This window comes from Microbacterium sp. M1A1_1b (assembly GCF_053345565.1).
Genome location: NZ_JBKFAJ010000001.1, coordinates 93,607 through 111,111, shown reverse-complemented (window position 1 = coordinate 111,111; position 17,505 = coordinate 93,607). Strand labels below are relative to the sequence as shown.

The 17,505-nt window shown below is 70.4% G+C and carries 17 protein-coding genes; 3 read left to right on the top strand and 14 right to left on the bottom strand.

The window, feature by feature from the left end:
• Window positions 1–4 precede the first annotated feature (4 nt).
• The 5 genes from ruvX to ACLBWP_RS00475 all read right to left on the bottom strand — a co-directional run bounded on the left by ruvX (window position 5) and on the right by ACLBWP_RS00475 (window position 5,850).
• Window positions 5–478 carry a Holliday junction resolvase RuvX gene (gene ruvX, locus ACLBWP_RS00495; protein WP_243562008.1) on the bottom strand — a complete coding sequence of 158 codons (474 nt, stop codon included), beginning with the start codon at window positions 476–478 and terminating at the stop codon, window positions 5–7.
• 8 nt (window positions 479–486) lie between these two features.
• Window positions 487–3,144: an alanine--tRNA ligase gene (alaS, locus tag ACLBWP_RS00490; RefSeq protein ID WP_447653620.1), complete on the bottom strand. Its 2,658-nt coding sequence runs from the start codon at window positions 3,142–3,144 to the stop codon at window positions 487–489.
• A 40-nt stretch (window positions 3,145–3,184) separates the two neighbouring features.
• Window positions 3,185–3,367 (bottom strand): hypothetical protein, encoded by a 183-nt coding sequence (locus tag ACLBWP_RS00485; protein WP_243562006.1) that lies wholly within the window; start codon window positions 3,365–3,367, stop codon window positions 3,185–3,187.
• Window positions 3,368–3,499: 132 nt separating this feature from the next.
• Window positions 3,500–4,129: a 30S ribosomal protein S4 gene (gene rpsD / locus ACLBWP_RS00480; protein WP_071300659.1), complete on the bottom strand. Its 630-nt coding sequence runs from the start codon at window positions 4,127–4,129 to the stop codon at window positions 3,500–3,502.
• A 251-nt stretch (window positions 4,130–4,380) separates the two neighbouring features.
• Window positions 4,381–5,850, bottom strand: coding sequence for a replication-associated recombination protein A (locus ACLBWP_RS00475; protein ID WP_447654240.1), 1,470 nt, complete (start codon window positions 5,848–5,850; stop codon window positions 4,381–4,383).
• 123 nt (window positions 5,851–5,973) lie between these two features.
• Between ACLBWP_RS00475 and ACLBWP_RS00470 the strand changes: the two genes are divergently transcribed.
• Both ACLBWP_RS00470 and ACLBWP_RS00465 read left to right on the top strand, forming a co-directional pair.
• Window positions 5,974–6,792, top strand: coding sequence for a peptidylprolyl isomerase (locus ACLBWP_RS00470; protein ID WP_447653619.1), 819 nt, complete (start codon window positions 5,974–5,976; stop codon window positions 6,790–6,792).
• A 128-nt stretch (window positions 6,793–6,920) separates the two neighbouring features.
• Window positions 6,921–8,153: a DUF349 domain-containing protein gene (locus ACLBWP_RS00465; protein WP_447653618.1), complete on the top strand. Its 1,233-nt coding sequence runs from the start codon at window positions 6,921–6,923 to the stop codon at window positions 8,151–8,153.
• A gap of 69 nt (window positions 8,154–8,222) precedes the next feature.
• Here the strand turns inward: ACLBWP_RS00465 and ACLBWP_RS00460 are convergent, their stop codons facing one another.
• From ACLBWP_RS00460 to ACLBWP_RS00440, 5 genes are read right to left on the bottom strand one after another with little or no spacing between them, the layout of a single operon-like run.
• The gene (locus tag ACLBWP_RS00460) at window positions 8,223–9,185 is read right to left on the bottom strand and encodes a bifunctional riboflavin kinase/FAD synthetase (protein ID WP_243562003.1); all 963 of its coding nucleotides are present in this window, start codon (window positions 9,183–9,185) and stop codon (window positions 8,223–8,225) included.
• A gap of 13 nt (window positions 9,186–9,198) precedes the next feature.
• Entirely contained in the window at window positions 9,199–9,645 is a 447-nt protein-coding gene (locus tag ACLBWP_RS00455) for a hypothetical protein (protein WP_447653617.1), read from the bottom strand.
• A gap of 46 nt (window positions 9,646–9,691) precedes the next feature.
• Window positions 9,692–10,057 (bottom strand): hypothetical protein, encoded by a 366-nt coding sequence (locus ACLBWP_RS00450; protein WP_243562001.1) that lies wholly within the window; start codon window positions 10,055–10,057, stop codon window positions 9,692–9,694.
• Window positions 10,054–10,992, bottom strand: a complete 939-nt coding sequence (gene truB, locus ACLBWP_RS00445) for a tRNA pseudouridine(55) synthase TruB (RefSeq protein ID WP_447653616.1) — start codon at window positions 10,990–10,992, stop codon at window positions 10,054–10,056. Before truB ends, ACLBWP_RS00450 begins: the two co-directional genes overlap by 4 nt.
• A gap of 49 nt (window positions 10,993–11,041) precedes the next feature.
• The gene (locus ACLBWP_RS00440) at window positions 11,042–11,488 is read right to left on the bottom strand and encodes a hypothetical protein (protein ID WP_447653615.1); all 447 of its coding nucleotides are present in this window, start codon (window positions 11,486–11,488) and stop codon (window positions 11,042–11,044) included.
• A 121-nt stretch (window positions 11,489–11,609) separates the two neighbouring features.
• On the opposite strand from ACLBWP_RS00440, the gene ACLBWP_RS00435 reads away from it, so the two are divergent.
• Window positions 11,610–12,509, top strand: a complete 900-nt coding sequence (locus ACLBWP_RS00435) for an A/G-specific adenine glycosylase (protein ID WP_447653614.1) — start codon at window positions 11,610–11,612, stop codon at window positions 12,507–12,509.
• Between the two features lie 7 nt (window positions 12,510–12,516).
• Here ACLBWP_RS00435 and rbfA read toward each other — a convergent pair whose 3' ends face one another.
• The 4 genes from rbfA to nusA all read right to left on the bottom strand — a co-directional run bounded on the left by rbfA (window position 12,517) and on the right by nusA (window position 17,485).
• Window positions 12,517–12,960 (bottom strand): 30S ribosome-binding factor RbfA, encoded by a 444-nt coding sequence (rbfA, locus tag ACLBWP_RS00430; RefSeq protein WP_447653613.1) that lies wholly within the window; start codon window positions 12,958–12,960, stop codon window positions 12,517–12,519.
• 137 nt (window positions 12,961–13,097) lie between these two features.
• The gene (gene infB / locus ACLBWP_RS00425; RefSeq protein WP_243561996.1) at window positions 13,098–15,926 is read right to left on the bottom strand and encodes a translation initiation factor IF-2; all 2,829 of its coding nucleotides are present in this window, start codon (window positions 15,924–15,926) and stop codon (window positions 13,098–13,100) included.
• Window positions 15,927–15,999: 73 nt separating this feature from the next.
• Window positions 16,000–16,338 (bottom strand): YlxR family protein, encoded by a 339-nt coding sequence (locus ACLBWP_RS00420; RefSeq protein WP_243561995.1) that lies wholly within the window; start codon window positions 16,336–16,338, stop codon window positions 16,000–16,002.
• 148 nt (window positions 16,339–16,486) lie between these two features.
• Window positions 16,487–17,485, bottom strand: coding sequence for a transcription termination factor NusA (gene nusA, locus ACLBWP_RS00415; protein ID WP_447653612.1), 999 nt, complete (start codon window positions 17,483–17,485; stop codon window positions 16,487–16,489).
• Window positions 17,486–17,505 lie beyond the last annotated feature (20 nt).

Here is a 17,505-nt window from a genome sequence, read left to right as displayed (position 1 = left end):
TCCGTCACTTCGGTGATGACGGGAGGGCAGCCTGCTCGGGGAGCGTGGCCCCGGGAGGGGCACCTGACGAACGCTCGTGGTCGAGCGCATGTTGCAGAATGATAACAGCGGCCGCTTGGTCGATCACGGCACGGGAGTTCTTCGTGTTCCGGCCGGCCTGGTGCAGGCCACGCTGGGCCGTCACCGTCGACATCCGCTCGTCGACGAGCCGCACCGGCCGGTGCGCGGCCAGACGTGCGGCGAAGTCGCGGGCATCGGTGGTCGACGCGGTGTCGCCCCCCGACATCGACAACGGCAGCCCCACCACCAGCTCGAGTGCGTCGTACTCGTCCGCGATCGCCAGGATGCGCCGGATGTCGGTCTTGCCGTCGCGCCGGACGGTCTCGACCGGTGTGGCGATCAGACCGTCGCGGTCACACACCGCGACGCCGATCCGGGCGCGCCCGACGTCCACGCCGAGGCGACGCCCGGATCGCATGGTCACCGTCAGCCCGCGAGCCGCGCGGTGACGGCACCGAGCGCAGCCGGCAGTGCCGCCGCGTCCGTCCCACCACCCTGGGCCAGGTCGGGCTTGCCGCCACCGCCGCCACCCAGGACCCCGGCGGCTTCCTTCGCGAGCGGACCGGCCTTGACGCCGGCAGCGCGTGCGGCGTCGTTCGTCGCGACGATGACCGCCGGCTTGCCGTTGACGACCGCGCCGAGCACGACCACGGCGGCAGCGTCACCGAGCTGGGCACGCACGCCGGTCGCGAGCGCACGCAGGTCGTCGGCGGACTGCAGCCCGTCGACCGACTCGGCGACGACCGTGGTGCTGCCGATCGTCGTCGCGAGACGCGCGATGGCGGGCACGCGCTGCTGCAGGTTCGCCGACTCGAACTCGGCCACGCGCTTCTGTGCGACGCGCAGGTCCTCCATCAGGGACTGCACGCGCGCGGGCAGGTCGTTCCGCGGGGCCTTCAGCGCGCTCGACAGCTGCGAGACGATCGTGCGCTCGACCGCCAGCTCGCGGAAGCCCTCGAGGCCGACCAGGGCCTCGACGCGGCGGTTCGTCGAGCCGACACTGGCTTCACCGACCAGGTTGACCAGGCCCACCTGTGCGCTCGAGGCGACGTGCGTGCCGCCGCAGAGTTCGCGCGACCACGGGCCGCCGATGTCGACCATGCGGACCTCGGCGCCGTACTTCTCACCGAAGAGCGCCTGCGCGCCGAGTTCCTTGGCCTGGTCGAGCGGGAGGATCCGCGTGGACACCGGCAGGTCGGAGCGGATCGCCGTGTTGACGACCTCTTCGATCTCGGAGCGCGTGTCGAGCGAGATGGGCTGGCTCCACGAGAAGTCCAGGCGCATGTAGCCGGCCTTGTTGTAGGACCCGGCCTGCAGCGCCTCGGGGCCGAGGATGTCCCGCAGCGCAGCGTTGACCAGGTGCGTTGCAGAGTGGGCCTGGGTCGCACCGCGGCGGTACTCGGCGTCGACCACCGTGGTGGCAGCGTCCCCGACACCGACCTCGCCCGAACGGACCTGGACGGTGTGGCTCCAGAGACCGGACACCGGACGCTGGACGTCCAGCACCTCGAGGTCGAAGCCGTTGCCGACGATCGAGCCCTGGTCGGCATCCTGCCCGCCGGACTCGGCGTAGAGCGCGGTCTCGCTGAGGATCACCTCGGCGATGTCACCGGCCACCGCGCGGTCGACGCTGACACCGCCGACGATGATGCCGAGCACGTTCGACTCGGCCTGGAGCTGGTCGTACCCCAGGAAGGTCGTCTCGCCCGCAGCACGGAACGCGCTGTAGACGCTGAGGTCGGCCAGCGCCGTCTTCTTGCTCTTGGCGTCGGCCTTGGCACGGGCGCGCTGCTCGGACATGAGCGTGTCGAACGCGCCACGGTCGACGTGGACCCCGGCTTCTTCCGCCATCTCCATGGTCAGGTCGATGGGGAACCCGAACGTGTCGTGCAGCAGGAACGCGGTGTCGCCACCGATCGCGGGCTGGTTGTCCTGCTTGGCGCGGTCGACCGCGACGTCGAGGATCGTGGTGCCCTGCGCCAGGGTGCGCAGGAAGGTCTCTTCTTCGGCGTAGGCGATCCGCGCGATGCGGTCGTAGTCGGACGCGACCTCGGGGTAGGCGTCGCGCATGGCGTCGCGCGACGCCGGGAACAGCCGGGGGAAGGTCGCCGTCTCGACACCGAGCAGCCGCATGGCGCGAACCGTGCGGCGCAGCAGGCGACGGAGGATGTAGCCGCGGCCCTCGTTCGACGGCGAGACACCGTCGGCGATGAGCATCAGCGACGAGCGGACGTGGTCGGCGATGACGCGCATGCGGACGTCGTCCTCGTGCACCGCGCCGTACTGCCGACCGGACACCGTGGCGGCTTCGTCGAGCACCGGACGGACCTGGTCGATCTCGTACATGTTGTCGACGCCCTGCTTGATGAACGCGACGCGCTCGAGCCCCATGCCGGTGTCGATGTTCTTGTTCGGCAGCTCGCCGGTGATCTCGAAGTCGTACTTCGAACGGACGTCGGCGATCTGGTACTGCATGAACACGAGGTTCCAGATCTCGACGTAGCGGTCGTCGTCGGTCGCCGGACCACCGTCGATGCCGTAGGCGGGCCCGCGGTCGAAGAAGATCTCCGAGCAGGGGCCGGCCGGGCCGGGCTGCCCCGTCGACCAGTAGTTCGTGTCCTTGCCGAGGCGCTGGATGCGCTCGTCGGGCAACGACGAGTGCTGCTTCCAGAAGGCGATCGCCTCGTCGTCGTCCTCGTACACCGTGACCCACAGGTCGTCGGGCGAGAAGCCGAGCCCACCGTCGGACTCGGCGCCCGTGAGGAACTCCCAGGCGTACTGGATCGCCTGTTCCTTGAAGTAGTCCCCGAACGAGAAGTTGCCGTTCATCTGGAAGAACGTGCCGTGCCGCGGGGTCTTGCCGACCTCTTCGATGTCGTTCGTGCGGATGCACTTCTGCACGCTGGTCGCCCGCGGGTAGGGCGCCGGGACCAGACCGGTCAGGTACGGGATGAACGGCACCATGCCCGCGACGGTGAACAGCAGCGACGGGTCGTCCGAGACGAGCGAGGCGGACGGGACGACGGTGTGGCCTCGGTCACCGAAGTACTGGAGCCAACGGCGGCGGATCTCTGCGGTCTGCATGGTGCTTCCTGGGGACGAGAGGGCGGGACTGGAGGACGTGTCAGACGTCGGTGCGGAGCTCGGCTTCACGGGAGCGGTACCCGTCGGCCACGGCACTGCGGAACGCGGTCGTGCGGGCGTCGACCTCGGCGAAGAACGTCGCGCCGACCGAGGTCCTGCTGACACGGTGCGCGACGAGGAACCCGATGACGACGCCGACGACGACGAAGAACAGCTGCTTCACGGTGCCTCCCTCCAGCGCACGCCGAGGCGCGCGTCCGACCAGCCTAGTCGCCGCCCCGGGAACGCCGAACGGCGGGCCGTCCGTTGTGGACGACCCGCCGTTCAGGTTGGGCTGTGGATCAGCTGGAGCCGATCAGCGAGCCGCGTAGTACTCGACGACGAGCTGCACTTCACAGGTCACGGGGACCTCGGCGCGCTTCGGACGACGCACCAGGCGGGCCTGGAGCTTGTCGATCTCGACCTCGAGGTAGCCCGGCACCTTCGGGAGGACTTCCTGGTGGCCACCGGCAGCGGCGACCTGGAAGGGCTCGAGCGACTCGGAGCGCTGCTTGACGTGGATCAGCTGGCCCTCCTTGACGCGGAAGGAGGGACGGTCGACGAGCTTGCCGTCGACCAGGATGTGACGGTGCACGATCAGCTGACGGGCCTGCGAGGTGGTGCGGGCGAACCCGGCACGCAGCACGAGGGCGTCGAGGCGCTGCTCGAGCAGCTCGACCAGGTTCTCACCGGTCAGGCCGTTCGTCTTCCGGGCCTCTTCGAAGACGATGCGGAGCTGCTTCTCGCGGATGCCGTACTGGGCGCGCAGACGCTGCTTCTCACGGAGGCGGACGGCGTAGTCGCTGTCCGCACGACGGCGCGTACGGCCGTGCTCACCGGGCCCGTAGGGGCGCTTCTCGAGGTACCGGGCTGCCTTCGGCGTCAGCGGGATGCCGAGCGCGCGAGACAGGCGGGTCTTGCTGCGGGTACGTGACTTGGTAGACACAGGGTCCTTTTCTCTGTACGAACTGAACTGAACACGGGTCTCGGCACGCGCACGTGCCGACGAACCCCGTGAAGGGATCCAGAGGGATGAGCCTGTGGGATCGGACGGCTACAGTCCGAACCTCTGCCCCCGTGCCGTCAGCGGACCGTTGGGTCCTGACGACACTCTGTCCCCGACGCAGCCGCACGCGGGAACCAGGACGTAGGCCCGTCAACGATAGCAGGCTCTGGGCGCGTGCCCAAGCAGCGCCGTCACTGTCCGCGGGTGATCTTCCGGAGACGGTCGAGCCGCGGGCCGACCTCGCGCTCGTAGCCGTTGGTGGTCGGCGTGTAGTACTCGGTGCCCACGAGCGCGTCCGGCAGGTACTGCTGCTCGGCGACCCCGTGCTCGGCGTCGTGCGAGTAGACGTAGCCCTTGCCGTGCCCCAGACGCTTCGCGCCGGCGTAGTGGGCGTCTCGCAGGTGGTTCGGCACGACGCCCATCCGACCGGCCTTGACGTCCGCCATCGCCTGGTTGACGCCGTTGTACGCCGCGTTCGACTTCGGCGCGGTGGCCAGGTAGACCACGGCCTCGGCGAGCGGGATCCGCCCCTCGGGCATGCCGATCAGCTGGACCGCCTGGGCCGCCGCGACGGCGATGGGCAGGGCCTGCGGGTCGGCCATCCCGATGTCCTCGGACGCCGAGATGATGATCCGGCGGGCGATGAAGCGTGAGTCCTCGCCGGCCTCGATCATGCGCGCCAGGTAGTGCAGGGCAGCATCGACGTCGCTCCCCCGGACGGACTTGATGAAGGCGCTGATCACGTCGTAGTGCTCGTCGCCCTGGCGGTCGTAGCGGAGCAGCGCCCGGTCGACCGCAGCCGCGACGGTGTCCGCGTCGATCACCGGCACCCGATCGGCGTCGGCGGCGCGGCCGTCGCCCTGGTCGTCGGCGTCGGGGTCGGCAGCGGTGTCGTCGGGGTCGTCCGCGTCCTGGTCGTCGGCGTCGGGGTCGTCGGCGTCGTCCGTGTCCTGGTCGTCGTGTCCCTGCAGCGCCCCGGCGGACGCCGCGGCGGCTTCGAGGGCGGTGAGGGCACGGCGTGCGTCACCGGACGCCAGCCGAACGATCGCCGCACGTGCTTCGTCGCCGAGCACCACCGATCCCCCGAGCCCGCGGGGGTCCTCGACCGCGCGGTCGACGAGCATGCCGAGGTCGACGTCCGTCAGGGGCTTCAGCGTCAGCAGCAGCGAGCGGGACAGCAGCGGTGAGATCACCGAGAACGAGGGGTTCTCGGTCGTCGCCGCGATGAGGATCACCCAGCCGTTCTCGACACCCGGCAGAAGGGCGTCCTGCTGGGCCTTGCTGAACCGGTGGATCTCGTCGAGGAAGAGCACCGTGGTCGATCCGTACAGGTCGCGGTGCGTGAGGGCCTTCTCCATCACCTCGCGCACGTCCTTGACGCCGGCGGTGACCGCGGACAGCTCGACGAACTCGCGACCGGACTGCCGGGCGATCGCCTGGGCCAGGGTGGTCTTGCCGGTGCCCGGCGGCCCCCAGAGGATGACCGACACACCACCGGGGTTGTCCCGCGTGCCCGTGGCGAGCTGCACCAGCGGCGATCCACGACCGAGCAGGTGCTGCTGCCCCGCGACCTCGGCCAGGCTCGTCGGACGCATCCGGACGGCGAGCGGCACGGACCCCTGCGCCAGCCCCGCCCGACCACCCGTCGTCGGCGCGTTCATGCCCGATCGGTGCGTTGCCATGCCCTCAATCGTAGGTCCGCAGTCCGACACCGGGCCGCGGGGAGGTCCGGGGTCGGTCCGCTACGCTCGTTGCACACTGCGACGAGAGGGCAGACCAGCACCGTGGCACCGAAGAACCAGGCGCGCGAGACCCGCGAGGCCCGTGAGCGTCTCCGACTGTACGAAGCACGGCAGGGCCTGCACGACCGGCAACGTCGCCGTCGCGTGCGGGACAACCTGATCGGTGTCGGCGCACTGGTCGTCGTCGCGGCCATCGCCACCGGGTCGCAGCTGGCCTTCGCCGGGTCGCACTCCACCGCGAAGACGGATCCCAGCGCGAGCGCGAGTGCGACCGCCACCCCGACTCCGTCGGCCAGTGCCACACCGGCGAACACGGGCGACGTGCCGAGCAAGACCATCGCGAAGGGCAGCACCTGGACCGGGTCGCTCACCCTGAACAAGGACGTCCGGCTCGGCATCGAGCTCGACGGCAAGGACGCCCCGCAGGCCGCCAGCGTCGAGATCGACCTGATCCGCAAGCAGTTCTACGAGGGCACGAAGTGCCACCGGCTCGCCGACAGCGCCGACTTCGAGTTCCTGCAGTGCGGGTCGGCGAACGGCGACGGCACCGGTGACGCCGGGTTCCAGTACGGGCCGGTCGAGAACACGCCGAAGGACGACGTGTACCGCGCGGGCACGATCGCGATCGCACGCAGCTCCACCACGTACTCGCAGTCCACGCAGTTCTTCATCGTGTACGGCGACACGAAGCTCGACGGCTCGACGGGCGGCTACACCGTCGTCGGCAAGGTCACCAGCGGGCTGGACGACCTGCAGCGCGAGATCACCTCGAAGGGCATCACCGACGCGGGTGACGACGGCACCGGCACCCCGAAGGTCGCCACGACCATCACGGGCGCGACGATCGAGCGCGAGCAGTAGTCCGCGCGGCCCGGCTGTCCACAGTCTCCCGACCCGCGGACCGCCGAGCCCGCTGGTGCAATAGGGTGGCCTCCTGACCGTGCCGACGGTGACGTCGGTGATGCACGACCACGATCGAGGCGAGACCTGTGGGATCTGACGAAGCAACGACCTGGGGGCGGGTCGACGATGACGGCACCGTGTACGTCCGGTACCAGGACACCGAGCGTGTCGTGGGTGAGTACCCGGACGCCACCCCCGAAGAAGCGATCGCCTACTTCGCGCGCAAGTACGCCGACCTCGAGGGGCAGGTGAAGATCGCCGAGCAGCGCGTCCAGCGCGGGGCATCGGCGAACGACGTGGCCCGCACCGTCGAGCACCTGAGCGCCCTGGTCGCCGAAGCGCGCGTCGTGGGTGACATCAAGGCGCTCGAAGACCGTGTGGCGGCACTGTCCGAGCAGCTCGGCTCGCTCACCAAGGAGCAGGAAGAGCAGGCCAAGCAGGCACTCACCGAGGCGCTCGCGTTCCGGACCGGCCTGGTCGAGGAAGCCGAGGCACTCGCAGCGGTGGACCCGGCTCGCGCGCAGTGGAAGCAGATCACCGCGCAGCTCGACGACGTGTTCGCCCGGTGGCAGCAGCACCAGCACGACGGCCCGCGCATCCCCAAGAACGACGCGAACGAGCTCTGGAAGCGGTTCCGCTCCGCGCGGTCGACCGTTGACCAGCACCGTCGTGCGTTCTACTCCGAGCTCGACGCGCAGCACCGCGACGCCCGCACCCGCAAGCAGGAACTCGTCCAGCAGGCCGAAGCCCTGGCCCCGCGCGGCTCCGACGCGATCCCGACGTACCGCCAGCTGCTCGACGACTGGAAGAACGCGGGCCGCGCCGGCAAGCGCCACGACGATGCCCTGTGGGCGCGGTTCAAGGCCGCCGGTGACGTGCTGTTCGAGCAGCGCCACGCCGAGAGCTCCGCAGAGAACGAGGAGTACTCGGCCAACCTCGAGGCCAAGCAGGCCCTCCTGACCGAAGCCGAGCCCCTGCTGCAGCAGCGCGACCGCGTCGCCGCGCGCAAGACCCTGACGGACATCCAGCGTCGCTGGGACGAGGTCGGTCGGGTCCCCCGCAACGACGTCCGTCGCATCGAGGACCGCCTGCGTGCCGTCGAGGACCACGTCCGTGGGCTCGAGGACGCCCACTGGCGCGAGTCCAACCCGGAGCGGAAGGCCCGCACGACCGGGCTCGCCAGCCAGCTCGAGGACGCGATCGGCAAGCTCGAGTCCGAGCTCGCCTCGGCGCAGGCATCGGGGGACGCGCGCAAGATCAAGGACGCCCGAGAAGCGCTCGACGCCCGCAAGATCTGGCTCGACGCACTGGGCAGCTAGCACCCACCACGCACGACGAAGCCCCGCGTCCGGATCGGACGCGGGGCTTCGTCGTGCGTGGCAGACGGCTCAGACCGGCGTCGGCAGCCCGAGCAGCAGCCGGATGTCCAGGTCGTCCTGCCGCATCTGTGCCGCGAGTTCGTCCATCGACGAGAACTTGACCATCCCGCGCACGTAGGACACGAACAGGACCGAGATCGTGTCGTCGTACAGGTCCAGGTCGACGTCGAGCAGGTGTGCCTCGATCTGCTTGGCCGGCACGCCTTCGAACGTGGGGTTGTTGCCGACCGACACCGCTGCCGGGTAGGTCGTGCCGTGGTGCAGCACCCGGGCCGCGTATACCCCGTCGGCGGGCACGAACCCCTCGCACGCCGGGTCGAGGTTCGCCGTCGGGTACCCCATGGCACGACCGCGCTGGTTGCCGTGCACCACGGTGCTGCGGACCGCGTGCTCGCGGCCGAGCAGTCGCGCGGCCTCGGCCACGCGGCCGTCCCCCAGCAGCTCGCGGATCCACGTGGAGGACACGCGCCGTTCCCCGTCCGGGCGGACGTCGTCGATCAGGTCGACGTCGTCGATGAGCTCGACGTCGAAGCCGTGCTGCCGACCCAGGGCCCGCAGGAGCGCGACGTCACCGACGCCCTTGGCCCCGAACCGGAAGTCGCTACCGACGAACACCAGCCGGGCGTGCAGGGTGTCGACCAGGATGCGGGACACGAACTGCTCGGGCGACCAGGACTGCAGTTCCTCGTCGAAGCGCAGCAGCAGGGTGGCGTCCACGCCGACGGCTTCGAGCAGTTCGCGCCGCTGGGCGATGCTGGTCAGGGCGGGTGGGACCTTGACGGGGTCGATGACGGTGAGCGGGTGCCGGTCGAAGGTCACGACGGTGGAGACGAGCCCCTGCCGTCGTGCGGCCTGCTCCAGGTGCGCGATGACCGCACGGTGGCCGACGTGCACGCCGTCGAACTTGCCGATGGTGACTGCACTCGGACCGAAGGCCTGGGCGACGTCCGCCACGTCTTCGTAGTACTGCATGCTGCTCCCCCGCTTACTCGCCGGCCACCGGGGCGGGCGTGGACTCGGGTGCCGGGGCGCCCGCCGTGCGGTGGTGCTTCCGCAGCCACCACAGCCCGGCGATGGGCAGGACCAGGGGTGCGAAGGCGTAGCCCATGCCGTAGTAGGACCAGATCGTCAGGTCGGGGAACAGCTGGCGGTCGAACAGGGACAGCGTGCCGATCACCAGCACCCCCGTCATCTCGAACACGATCGTGACGCAGGCCACGCGGTACCAGAACCGACCGGGCACGATCAGGGCGATCATCGCGACGATGTAGACGACCGCGGCCACGGCGCTGAGCGTGTACGAGAACGGGGCGAACGAGAACTTCTCGGCGATCTGCACGATGCTACGACCGGTCGCCGCGAGGGCGAGGATGCCGTACACGGCGATGAGGACGCGACCGATGCCGGTCGCGAGGGAGGACTTGGTCGCCATTGCACCGATCCTACCGATCAGCGCTGACACCACCGACCGCGCCCGGTCAGTTCAGGGCGAACCAGATCTGGTACATCCGGTAGACCATCACGGCCACGGTGAACCCGCCGGCGCCGAGCACCACCGTGCTCCATCGCGTGCGGTCGATGAGCGCCCACACGATCGTCGCTGGTGGGACCAGCAGCACGGACACCGCGTACACCCAGAACTCGAGCACGTTGCCCTTCGGCGGGTTGCCGACCGCCGGGGCGACGAGCGACACCACCAGCTGGGCGATCAACAGCAGCTCGACCAGCACGAGCGACCCGACCGTGTAGTCGTTCGGCTTCCAGCCGACGAAGCCGACCACCACCGCGAACAGGCCCACGACGACCGCCAGCACGAGCTGCACCCACATGAACCACTCGATCACGCCGTGGCTCCGTTCGTCGGGAAGTTGGTGATGACGCGCAGCAGCCCGCGGCGCACCGAGACCAGACCGACCAGCCGGTCGTCCCGCGCGGTGACCGCGGCCACGGGACCGTCGGTGTCCGGGTGGTCGGCGCTGATCCGCTTGCCGTCGGCCAGGTCCTTCGCGGCGATCGCGTCGAGTGCGACGACCGGGAACAGCTGCCGGGCGATGTCGGCAGGCCGGGCGAGCGCTGCACGGACGTCGACGGCCTCGTCCTCGAGGTCGATGGCGTCCGCGACCGAGAACGGCCCGACCAGGGTGCGACGGAGCGCGGTCAGGTGGGCACCGGTGCCGAGCGCGGCGCCGACGTCACGAGCGAGGGCCCGCACGTAGGTGCCGGACGTGCAGGACACGACCACGTCGAGGTCGACGACGGCGGTCTCCACACCGTCGACGGTGACGACCCGGTCGTTCCGCCCCGTGACGTCGAACTGCGACACCGTCACCGACCGCGCCGTGAGGGTGACCGCTTCACCCTTGCGAGCGAGGTCGTACGCCCGCCGTCCGTCGACCTTGATCGCACTGACGGTCGACGGGACCTGGGAGATCGGACCACGCTGTGCGGCCACGGCACGTTCGACCGCCTCGTCGGAGACGTCGGCGTCGGCGACACCGAGCGCGGCCACGGGCGTGCCGTCCGCGTCGTCGGAGTCGGTCGCGACGCCGAGCCGGATCGTGGCCGTGTAGGTCTTGTCGAGCCCCACCAGGTGGGTCAGCAGCCGGGTGGACGGACCGGCTCCGAGGAGCAGCAGTCCGGTGGCCATCGGGTCGAGTGTGCCGGCGTGCCCGATCTTCTTCAGGTCGAGGCGACGACGTGCGATCGAGACCGCCCGATGACTGGAGATCCCCTGCGGTTTGTCGACGAGGAGGATGCCGTCGGGAGCGGTTTCGAGCACCCGGCGAGCGTACCAGCGACGCCCAGGCCGCGCCGTCCGACGCGGGCGGTCAGCAGGCGTCGTTCCACTCGCGGCGCGGGTGTTCGGGGTCCGTGACGTCGAGCACCGCCGAGGCGGCGATCTTGACGTCAGCGCGACGCTCGAGCCGGCCGGTCTCCTGCTCCACCCACAGCGACCAGCGCCACAGTCCGCGCGCACCCGTCCCCAGCACCCCGTGCCCGTGGACGACGAGCACGCCCGCGCCGGCGCCCGTGCCACGGAACGGTGCGACCAGCCCGCTGCGCAGTTCGTCGACGTCGGCGGACGGAGCCGCTGCGGCCATCGCCGACACCCCGTGGGACTCGAAGCCCTGCACGAGCCCCGCGGCGACCCGTTCGAGGTCGACGCCGTCCTGCCCGTCGACGCCGATGACGGTGCGGTTGGTGCCGACCTGCGCGATCACCTCGTTCGCGATCGCGGCCATCGTGTCGGTCTCTTCGGGTGCCCAGCGTGCCATGCACCCACCGTAGGCTGTCGTGGTGAACGCGAGCGGAGCCTCTCCCCACGCCCACGGCCGTCACGACGCTCCGCAAGCTCCGCATCGCGCCGGAACCGGGGCGCGTGGGCCCCGGCCGTCTGTGGACGACCCGTCGGGCCGGACCCAGCCGGACATCGCGACCCCGTTGGTCGCCTGGTTCCGCGCCGAGGCGCGCGACCTGCCGTGGCGACGGCCCGGCTTCCCGGCCTGGGGCACGCTGGTCAGCGAGATCATGCTGCAGCAGACCCAGGTCGCGCGGGTGGTCCCCCGACTGGAGGCGTGGCTCACCCGGTGGCCGACGCCGCGCGACCTCGCGGACTCGCCTCCGTCCGACGCGGTGCGTGCCTGGGACCGGCTCGGGTACCCCAGACGGGCGCTCGCGCTGCACGCGGCGGCGACCGTGATCGCCGAGCAGCACGACAACGTGGTACCTCGGGACGTCGATGCGCTGCTCGCCCTGCCGGGGATCGGGGACTACACCGCCCGGGCAGTTGCGGTCTTCGCGTACGGCGACCGGCACCCCGTCGTCGACGTCAACGTGCGCCGCGTGCTGGCCCGTGCGCTGCTCGGGGAGGGGCAGCCCGGGCCGGCGAACGCCAAGCGGGACCTGCCGCTGATGGCAACGGTGCTGCCCGAGGACCGCGACGACGCCGCCGCCACGAACGCCGCCGTGATGGAACTCGGTGCGCTGGTGTGCGTCTCGCGCTCCCCCGCCTGCGACGCCTGCCCCATCGCGGACCGCTGCGCGTGGCGCGCAGCCGGGTACCCGGAGCACGACGGGCCCCGCGCGCCGAAGCAGGCGAGGTTCGCCGGCAGCGACCGCCAGGTCCGCGGGCTGATCATGGCCGAACTGCGCGCCAGCGACGTCCCGGTCAGCCCGGACGAGATCGCTCCGGTGTGGCCGGACGCCGCTCAGCGCGACCGGGCCCTGGCGTCACTGGTCCGCGACGGTCTGGCCGTGGGCGACGACGCGACCGGCTACCGGTTGCCGGACGCCTGAGCGGTCGCTACGAGGCGGGTGCGTCCTCGTCGTCCTCGTCGTGCTTGTACGGGTCGGCGTCGCCCGCGTACGTCGCGCCGGCCGAGGCGCTGCGGACCTGCTCGTCGCGCATCTTCGCCTGGGCCAGCAGGTCCTCGAGGTGCGCCGAGGTGTCCGGCAGGGCGTCGGCGATGAACTCCAGCGACGGGGTGAGCCGCGCCGTGATGTTCTTGCCGACCTCGGTGCGGAGCAGACCGGTGGCGGCCTTGAGCGCTGCGGCGGAGTCGGCGCGTTCCTCGTCGGAGCCGTACACGGTGTAGAAGACCGACGCATGCTGCAGGTCACCGGTGACGCGGACGTCGGTGATCGTCACGAAGCCGAGACGCGGGTCGCGCAGGCCCTTGTCGATCCGGCGGGCGACCACCTCTTTGATGCGGTCCGCCATCTTGCGTGCGCGCTGCGGGTCAGCCATGGGTGCCTCCTGGGGCGGTTGCGGGACGCGGTCCCGCCGGTGGTTCGTGGTCGAACGGTCGTTCGTGGTCGAACGGTGGAACGGGGTGAGCCCCGGCCTCCCCGTGGGGAAGCCGGGGCTCAGGGTCGGTCACACGATCAGTCGCGCGGCTTCTCGACGAGCTCGGTGGTCTCGATCTCGTCACCGGTCTGGATGTCGTTGAACTTGCCCAGACCGATACCCGCCTCGAAGTCCGTCCGGACCTCGGTGACGTCGTCCTTGAAGCGACGGAGCGACTCGATCGCCAGTCCGTCGGCCAGGACCACGCCGTCACGGATGACGCGCGCCTTGGCGTTGCGCGTGATCGTGCCGGAGCGGACGATGACACCCGCGATGTTGCCGAACTTCGAGGACCGGAAGACCTCGCGGATCTCGGCGACACCGGACTGCACCTCTTCGTACTCGGGCTTGAGCATGCCCTTGAGGGACTGCTCGATGTCCTCGAGTGCGTTGTAGATGACCGAGTAGAACCGGACGTCGATGCCCTCACGCGCTGCACGCTCACGGGCCTTGACGTCCGGACGGACGTTGAAGCCGATGACGATGGCGTTGTCGATCGTGGCGAGGTCGATGTCCGACTCGGTGATCGCGCCGACACCGCGGTGCAGGATGCGCAGCTGGACGCTGTCGTCCACCTCGATGTCCAGGAGCGACTGCTCGAGTGCTTCGACAGCACCGGAGACGTCACCCTTGATGATGAGGTTGAGCGAGTCGACCTTGCCCTCTTCGAGTGCACGGGTGAAGTCCTCGAGCGAGATGCGCTTGCGGGCCTTGGCCAGCTGGGCGTTGCGCTCGGCCGCTTCACGCTTCTCAGCGATCTGACGGGCGGTGCGGTCTTCTTCCGTGACCAGGAAGGTGTCACCGGCGCGGGGCACCGAGGACAGACCCTGCACCTGGACCGGACGACTGGGCGTCGCGGCGGTCACCGGGTTGCCGTCCTCGTCCGCCATCGCACGGACGCGGCCGTAGGCCGTGCCCGCCACGATCGCGTCGCCGACGTGCAGCGTTCCGGACTGGATGAGCACCGTGGCGACCGCACCGCGACCCTTGTCGAGTCGGGCTTCGATCGCGACACCGCGGGCGTCCTTGTCGGGGTTCGCCCGCAGGTCGAGCCCGGCGTCAGCGGTGAGCAGCACGGCGTCCAGGAGGTCCTGGATGCCGATGTTCTGCCGCGCGGACACGTCGACGAACATGACGTCCCCGCCGTACTCCTCGGCCACCAGGTTGTACTCGGTGAGCTGCTGGCGGACCTTGGCGGGGTTGGCGCCTTCCTTGTCGATCTTGTTCACCGCGACCACGATCGGCACGTTCGCCGACTGGGCGTGGTTCAGCGCCTCGATCGTCTGGGGCATGATGCCGTCGTCCGCCGCGACCACCAGGATCGCGATGTCCGTCACCTGCGCACCACGGGCACGCATGGCGGTGAACGCCTCGTGACCAGGGGTGTCGATGAAGGTGATGGGACGTTCGATGCCCTCGTGCTCGGCGACGATCTGGTACGCACCGATGTGCTGCGTGATGCCGCCGGCTTCGCCCTCGACCACCTTGGAGTTGCGGATGGCGTCGAGCAGTCGGGTCTTTCCGTGGTCGACGTGGCCCATGACGGTGACGACCGGGGGACGCTGCTGCAGGACGGAGTCGTCCTCGTCGGCGTACTCGGCGTCGATGTCGATGTCGAAGCCCTCGAGGAGCTCGCGGTCTTCGTCTTCCGGCGACACGATCTGGATCTTGTAGCCGAGCTCGTCGCCGAGGACCTCGAAGGTCGCCTCGTCGAGGGACTCCGTGGCGGTCGCCATCTCACCGAGGTGGAACAGCACCGTCACGAGGTTGCCCGGGCTGGCGTCGATCTTGTCCGCGAAGTCCGAGATGCTCGCACCACGGCGCAGACGGACGACCGTGTTGCCGTCGCCGCGCGGGACCTGCACACCGCCGAGCGACGGCGCCTGCCGCATCTCGTACTCGGCGCGCTTCGTCCGCTTCGACTTGCGGGCACGGCTCTTGCCGCCACCACGACCGAACGCACCGGCGGTACCACCACCGGGACCACGGCCACGGCCACCGCCACCGGCGGGACGCGGGCCGCTGAAGGCCGGACGCGGGAAGCCACCACCGGCACCGCCACCGGCACCGGGACGACCGCCACCGGGGCCGCCACGACCGCCGCCACCCTGGCCCGGGCGCTGCCCGAAGCCGTTGGGACGGTTGCCCTGACCGGGACCACCCGGACGCGGAGCGCCCGGACGGGGAGCACCGGGACGCGGCGGCTGGGGACGGGGGATCCCGCCAGCACCGGCCGCGCCAGCGGGACGCTGGCCCATGCCCTGGTTGGACGAGTACGGGTTGTTGCCGGGGCGCGGCGGGCGCGAGCCCATGCCCTGGCTGGACGCGTAGGGGTTGTTGCCGGGGCGGGCACCCGGCTTGGGGCCGCCCGGCTTCGGGCCGGCAGCCGCGGCGGCGGGCTTGGCCGCACCGGGCTTGACGGCGTCGTTCTTGGGCGCGCTGTCGGCGTCACCGGAGTCCGAGGGACCCTCGGTGGTCTCGGCGGCTGCGGCCTTGCGTGCCGCCTCGGCCTCGGCCTGTCGCTGCGCGACGGACTTCGGTGCCGGGGTGACGGGGACGTCCTCAGCCGCCTGGGGGGCGACCTCGGGCTCGGGTTCCGGAGCCGGGCGCTTGGGGCCGGGCTTCGGGCCACCGGGCTTCGGTGCGGACGAGGTGGCAGCCGCGGGTGCGGCGGCCGATGCTGCGGGCGCCGCGGATGCCGAGGCACCCTCTGCCTGCAGGGCGGCACGGAGCTTCCGTGCCACGGGGGGCTCGACACTCGAGCTCGGTCCCTTGACGAACTCGCCCAGCTCCTTGAGCTTCTCGAGTGCGGTCTTGCTGTCGACGCCGAGCTCGCTTGCGATCTCGTGTACGCGTGGTTTCGCCACTGTTCTCCTTCACGGGTCCCACCCCGTCAAGGGCAGGACTCACTGGGTGATGGGTCTCATTTCGAGCCGCTCATCAGTTGTCCATAAGCCGTTCAGCCTGTTCTGTCGTGTCCGGGTGCTCTTCCGCGTCGATCTGCTCGGCGAGGTGGGGTTCCACCTCGGGCAGACGCCGCAGGTACTCGAGCACCGCAGACGTGTCCGGTTCACGATCCAGCCGCAGCGCCCGGCGGAAAGCCCGACGCTTGACGGCCAGCTCGTACGCTTCGACCGTCGGTGTGAGCCACGCTCCCCGGCCCGGCATGACTGCCTTCGGATCCGCCACCACACGGCCGTCGCTCAGGGCGACGACTCGGAGGAGGGAAGATCGGGATGCGCGACGACGACTGCCGATGCACGTTCTGACGGCGACCACTCTACTCCCTGCCTCCGATGACCGCGATCCGGCGCGCCCGGATCCGCATCGCCACGGGCGAAACGCCGCACGCGACGCCCCGCCCGATCGGTTGTCTAGGACTCGTCGTCGTCCAGGATCGAGCCCTGACGACCTGACTGGATGTCGATCAAGACTCGTCGTCGTCCAGGATCGAGTCCGGTTGGATGTCGATCCGGGCTCCGGTGAGCTTGGCGGCCAGGCGGGCGTTCTGCCCTTCCTTGCCGATCGCGAGCGACAGCTGGTAGTCCGGCACCAGGGCACGGACCGCCTTGGTCGACGCGTCGAGCACGAAGGCGCTGGTCACCTTGGCCGGCGACAGCGCACTGGCCACGAACGTCGCCAGGTCGGGCGACCAGTCGACGATGTCGATCTTCTCGGCGCCGAGTTCGGTCGTGACGGCACGCACGCGCGCACCGAGCTCGCCGATGCAGGCACCCTTGGCGTTCACGCCGGGCTCGTTCGCCTTGACCGCGAGCTTGGTGCGGTGCCCGGCTTCGCGGGCGAGGGACGTGATCTCGACCACACCCGAGGCGATCTCCGGGACCTCGAGCGCGAAGAGCTTGCGGACCAGGCCCGGGTGGGTGCGGGACACGGTGATCTGCGGCCCCTTCATGCCCCGGCCGACGCTGGTCACGTACACGCGGATGCGCGAGCCGTGCGTGTAGGACTCCCCCGGCACCTGCTCTTCCGGGGGCAGGATCGCCTCGACGGTGCCCAGGTCGACGTGCACCATCCGCGGGTTCGGGCCCTGCTGGACCACGCCCGCGACGATGTCGCCTTCTTTCCCGCGGAACTGTCCGAGGATCTTGTCGTCGCCGATGTCGCGCAGCCGCTGGTTGATGACCTGCTTGGCCGCGAACGCCGCGATGCGGCCGAAGTCGCTCGGCTGGTCGACGGCCTCGCCGACGACGGTGCCGTCCTCGTCGCGCTCGGGCACGAAGACGCTGACCTCACCGGTCTTCCGGTCGAGCTCGACGCGGGACTGCGCGTCGGCCGGCTCGCCGTTCTCGTCGGTGTGCTTGTGGTAGGCCGTGAGGATGGCCGACTCGATGATCTGGACGAGTTCTTCGAACGGGATCTCCCGTTCACGCTCCATGAGTCGCAGGACTGCGAGATCGATCTTCACCGAGGGGCCTCCGTATTCAG

Coding starts and splice junctions, on each gene's coding strand:
- ACLBWP_RS00440 (WP_447653615.1), bottom strand. CDS start 11,488: ATGGCACGCTGGGCACCCGAAGAGACCGACACGATGGCCGCGATCGCG.
- ACLBWP_RS00455 (WP_447653617.1), bottom strand. CDS start 9,645: ATGGCGACCAAGTCCTCCCTCGCGACCGGCATCGGTCGCGTCCTCATC.
- rbfA (WP_447653613.1), bottom strand. CDS start 12,960: ATGGCTGACCCGCAGCGCGCACGCAAGATGGCGGACCGCATCAAAGAG.
- ACLBWP_RS00475 (WP_447654240.1), bottom strand. CDS start 5,850: ATGAACGCGCCGACGACGGGTGGTCGGGCGGGGCTGGCGCAGGGGTCC.
- ACLBWP_RS00460 (WP_243562003.1), bottom strand. CDS start 9,185: ATGCAGTACTACGAAGACGTGGCGGACGTCGCCCAGGCCTTCGGTCCG.
- alaS (WP_447653620.1), bottom strand. CDS start 3,144: ATGCAGACCGCAGAGATCCGCCGCCGTTGGCTCCAGTACTTCGGTGAC.
- ruvX (WP_243562008.1), bottom strand. CDS start 478: ATGCGATCCGGGCGTCGCCTCGGCGTGGACGTCGGGCGCGCCCGGATC.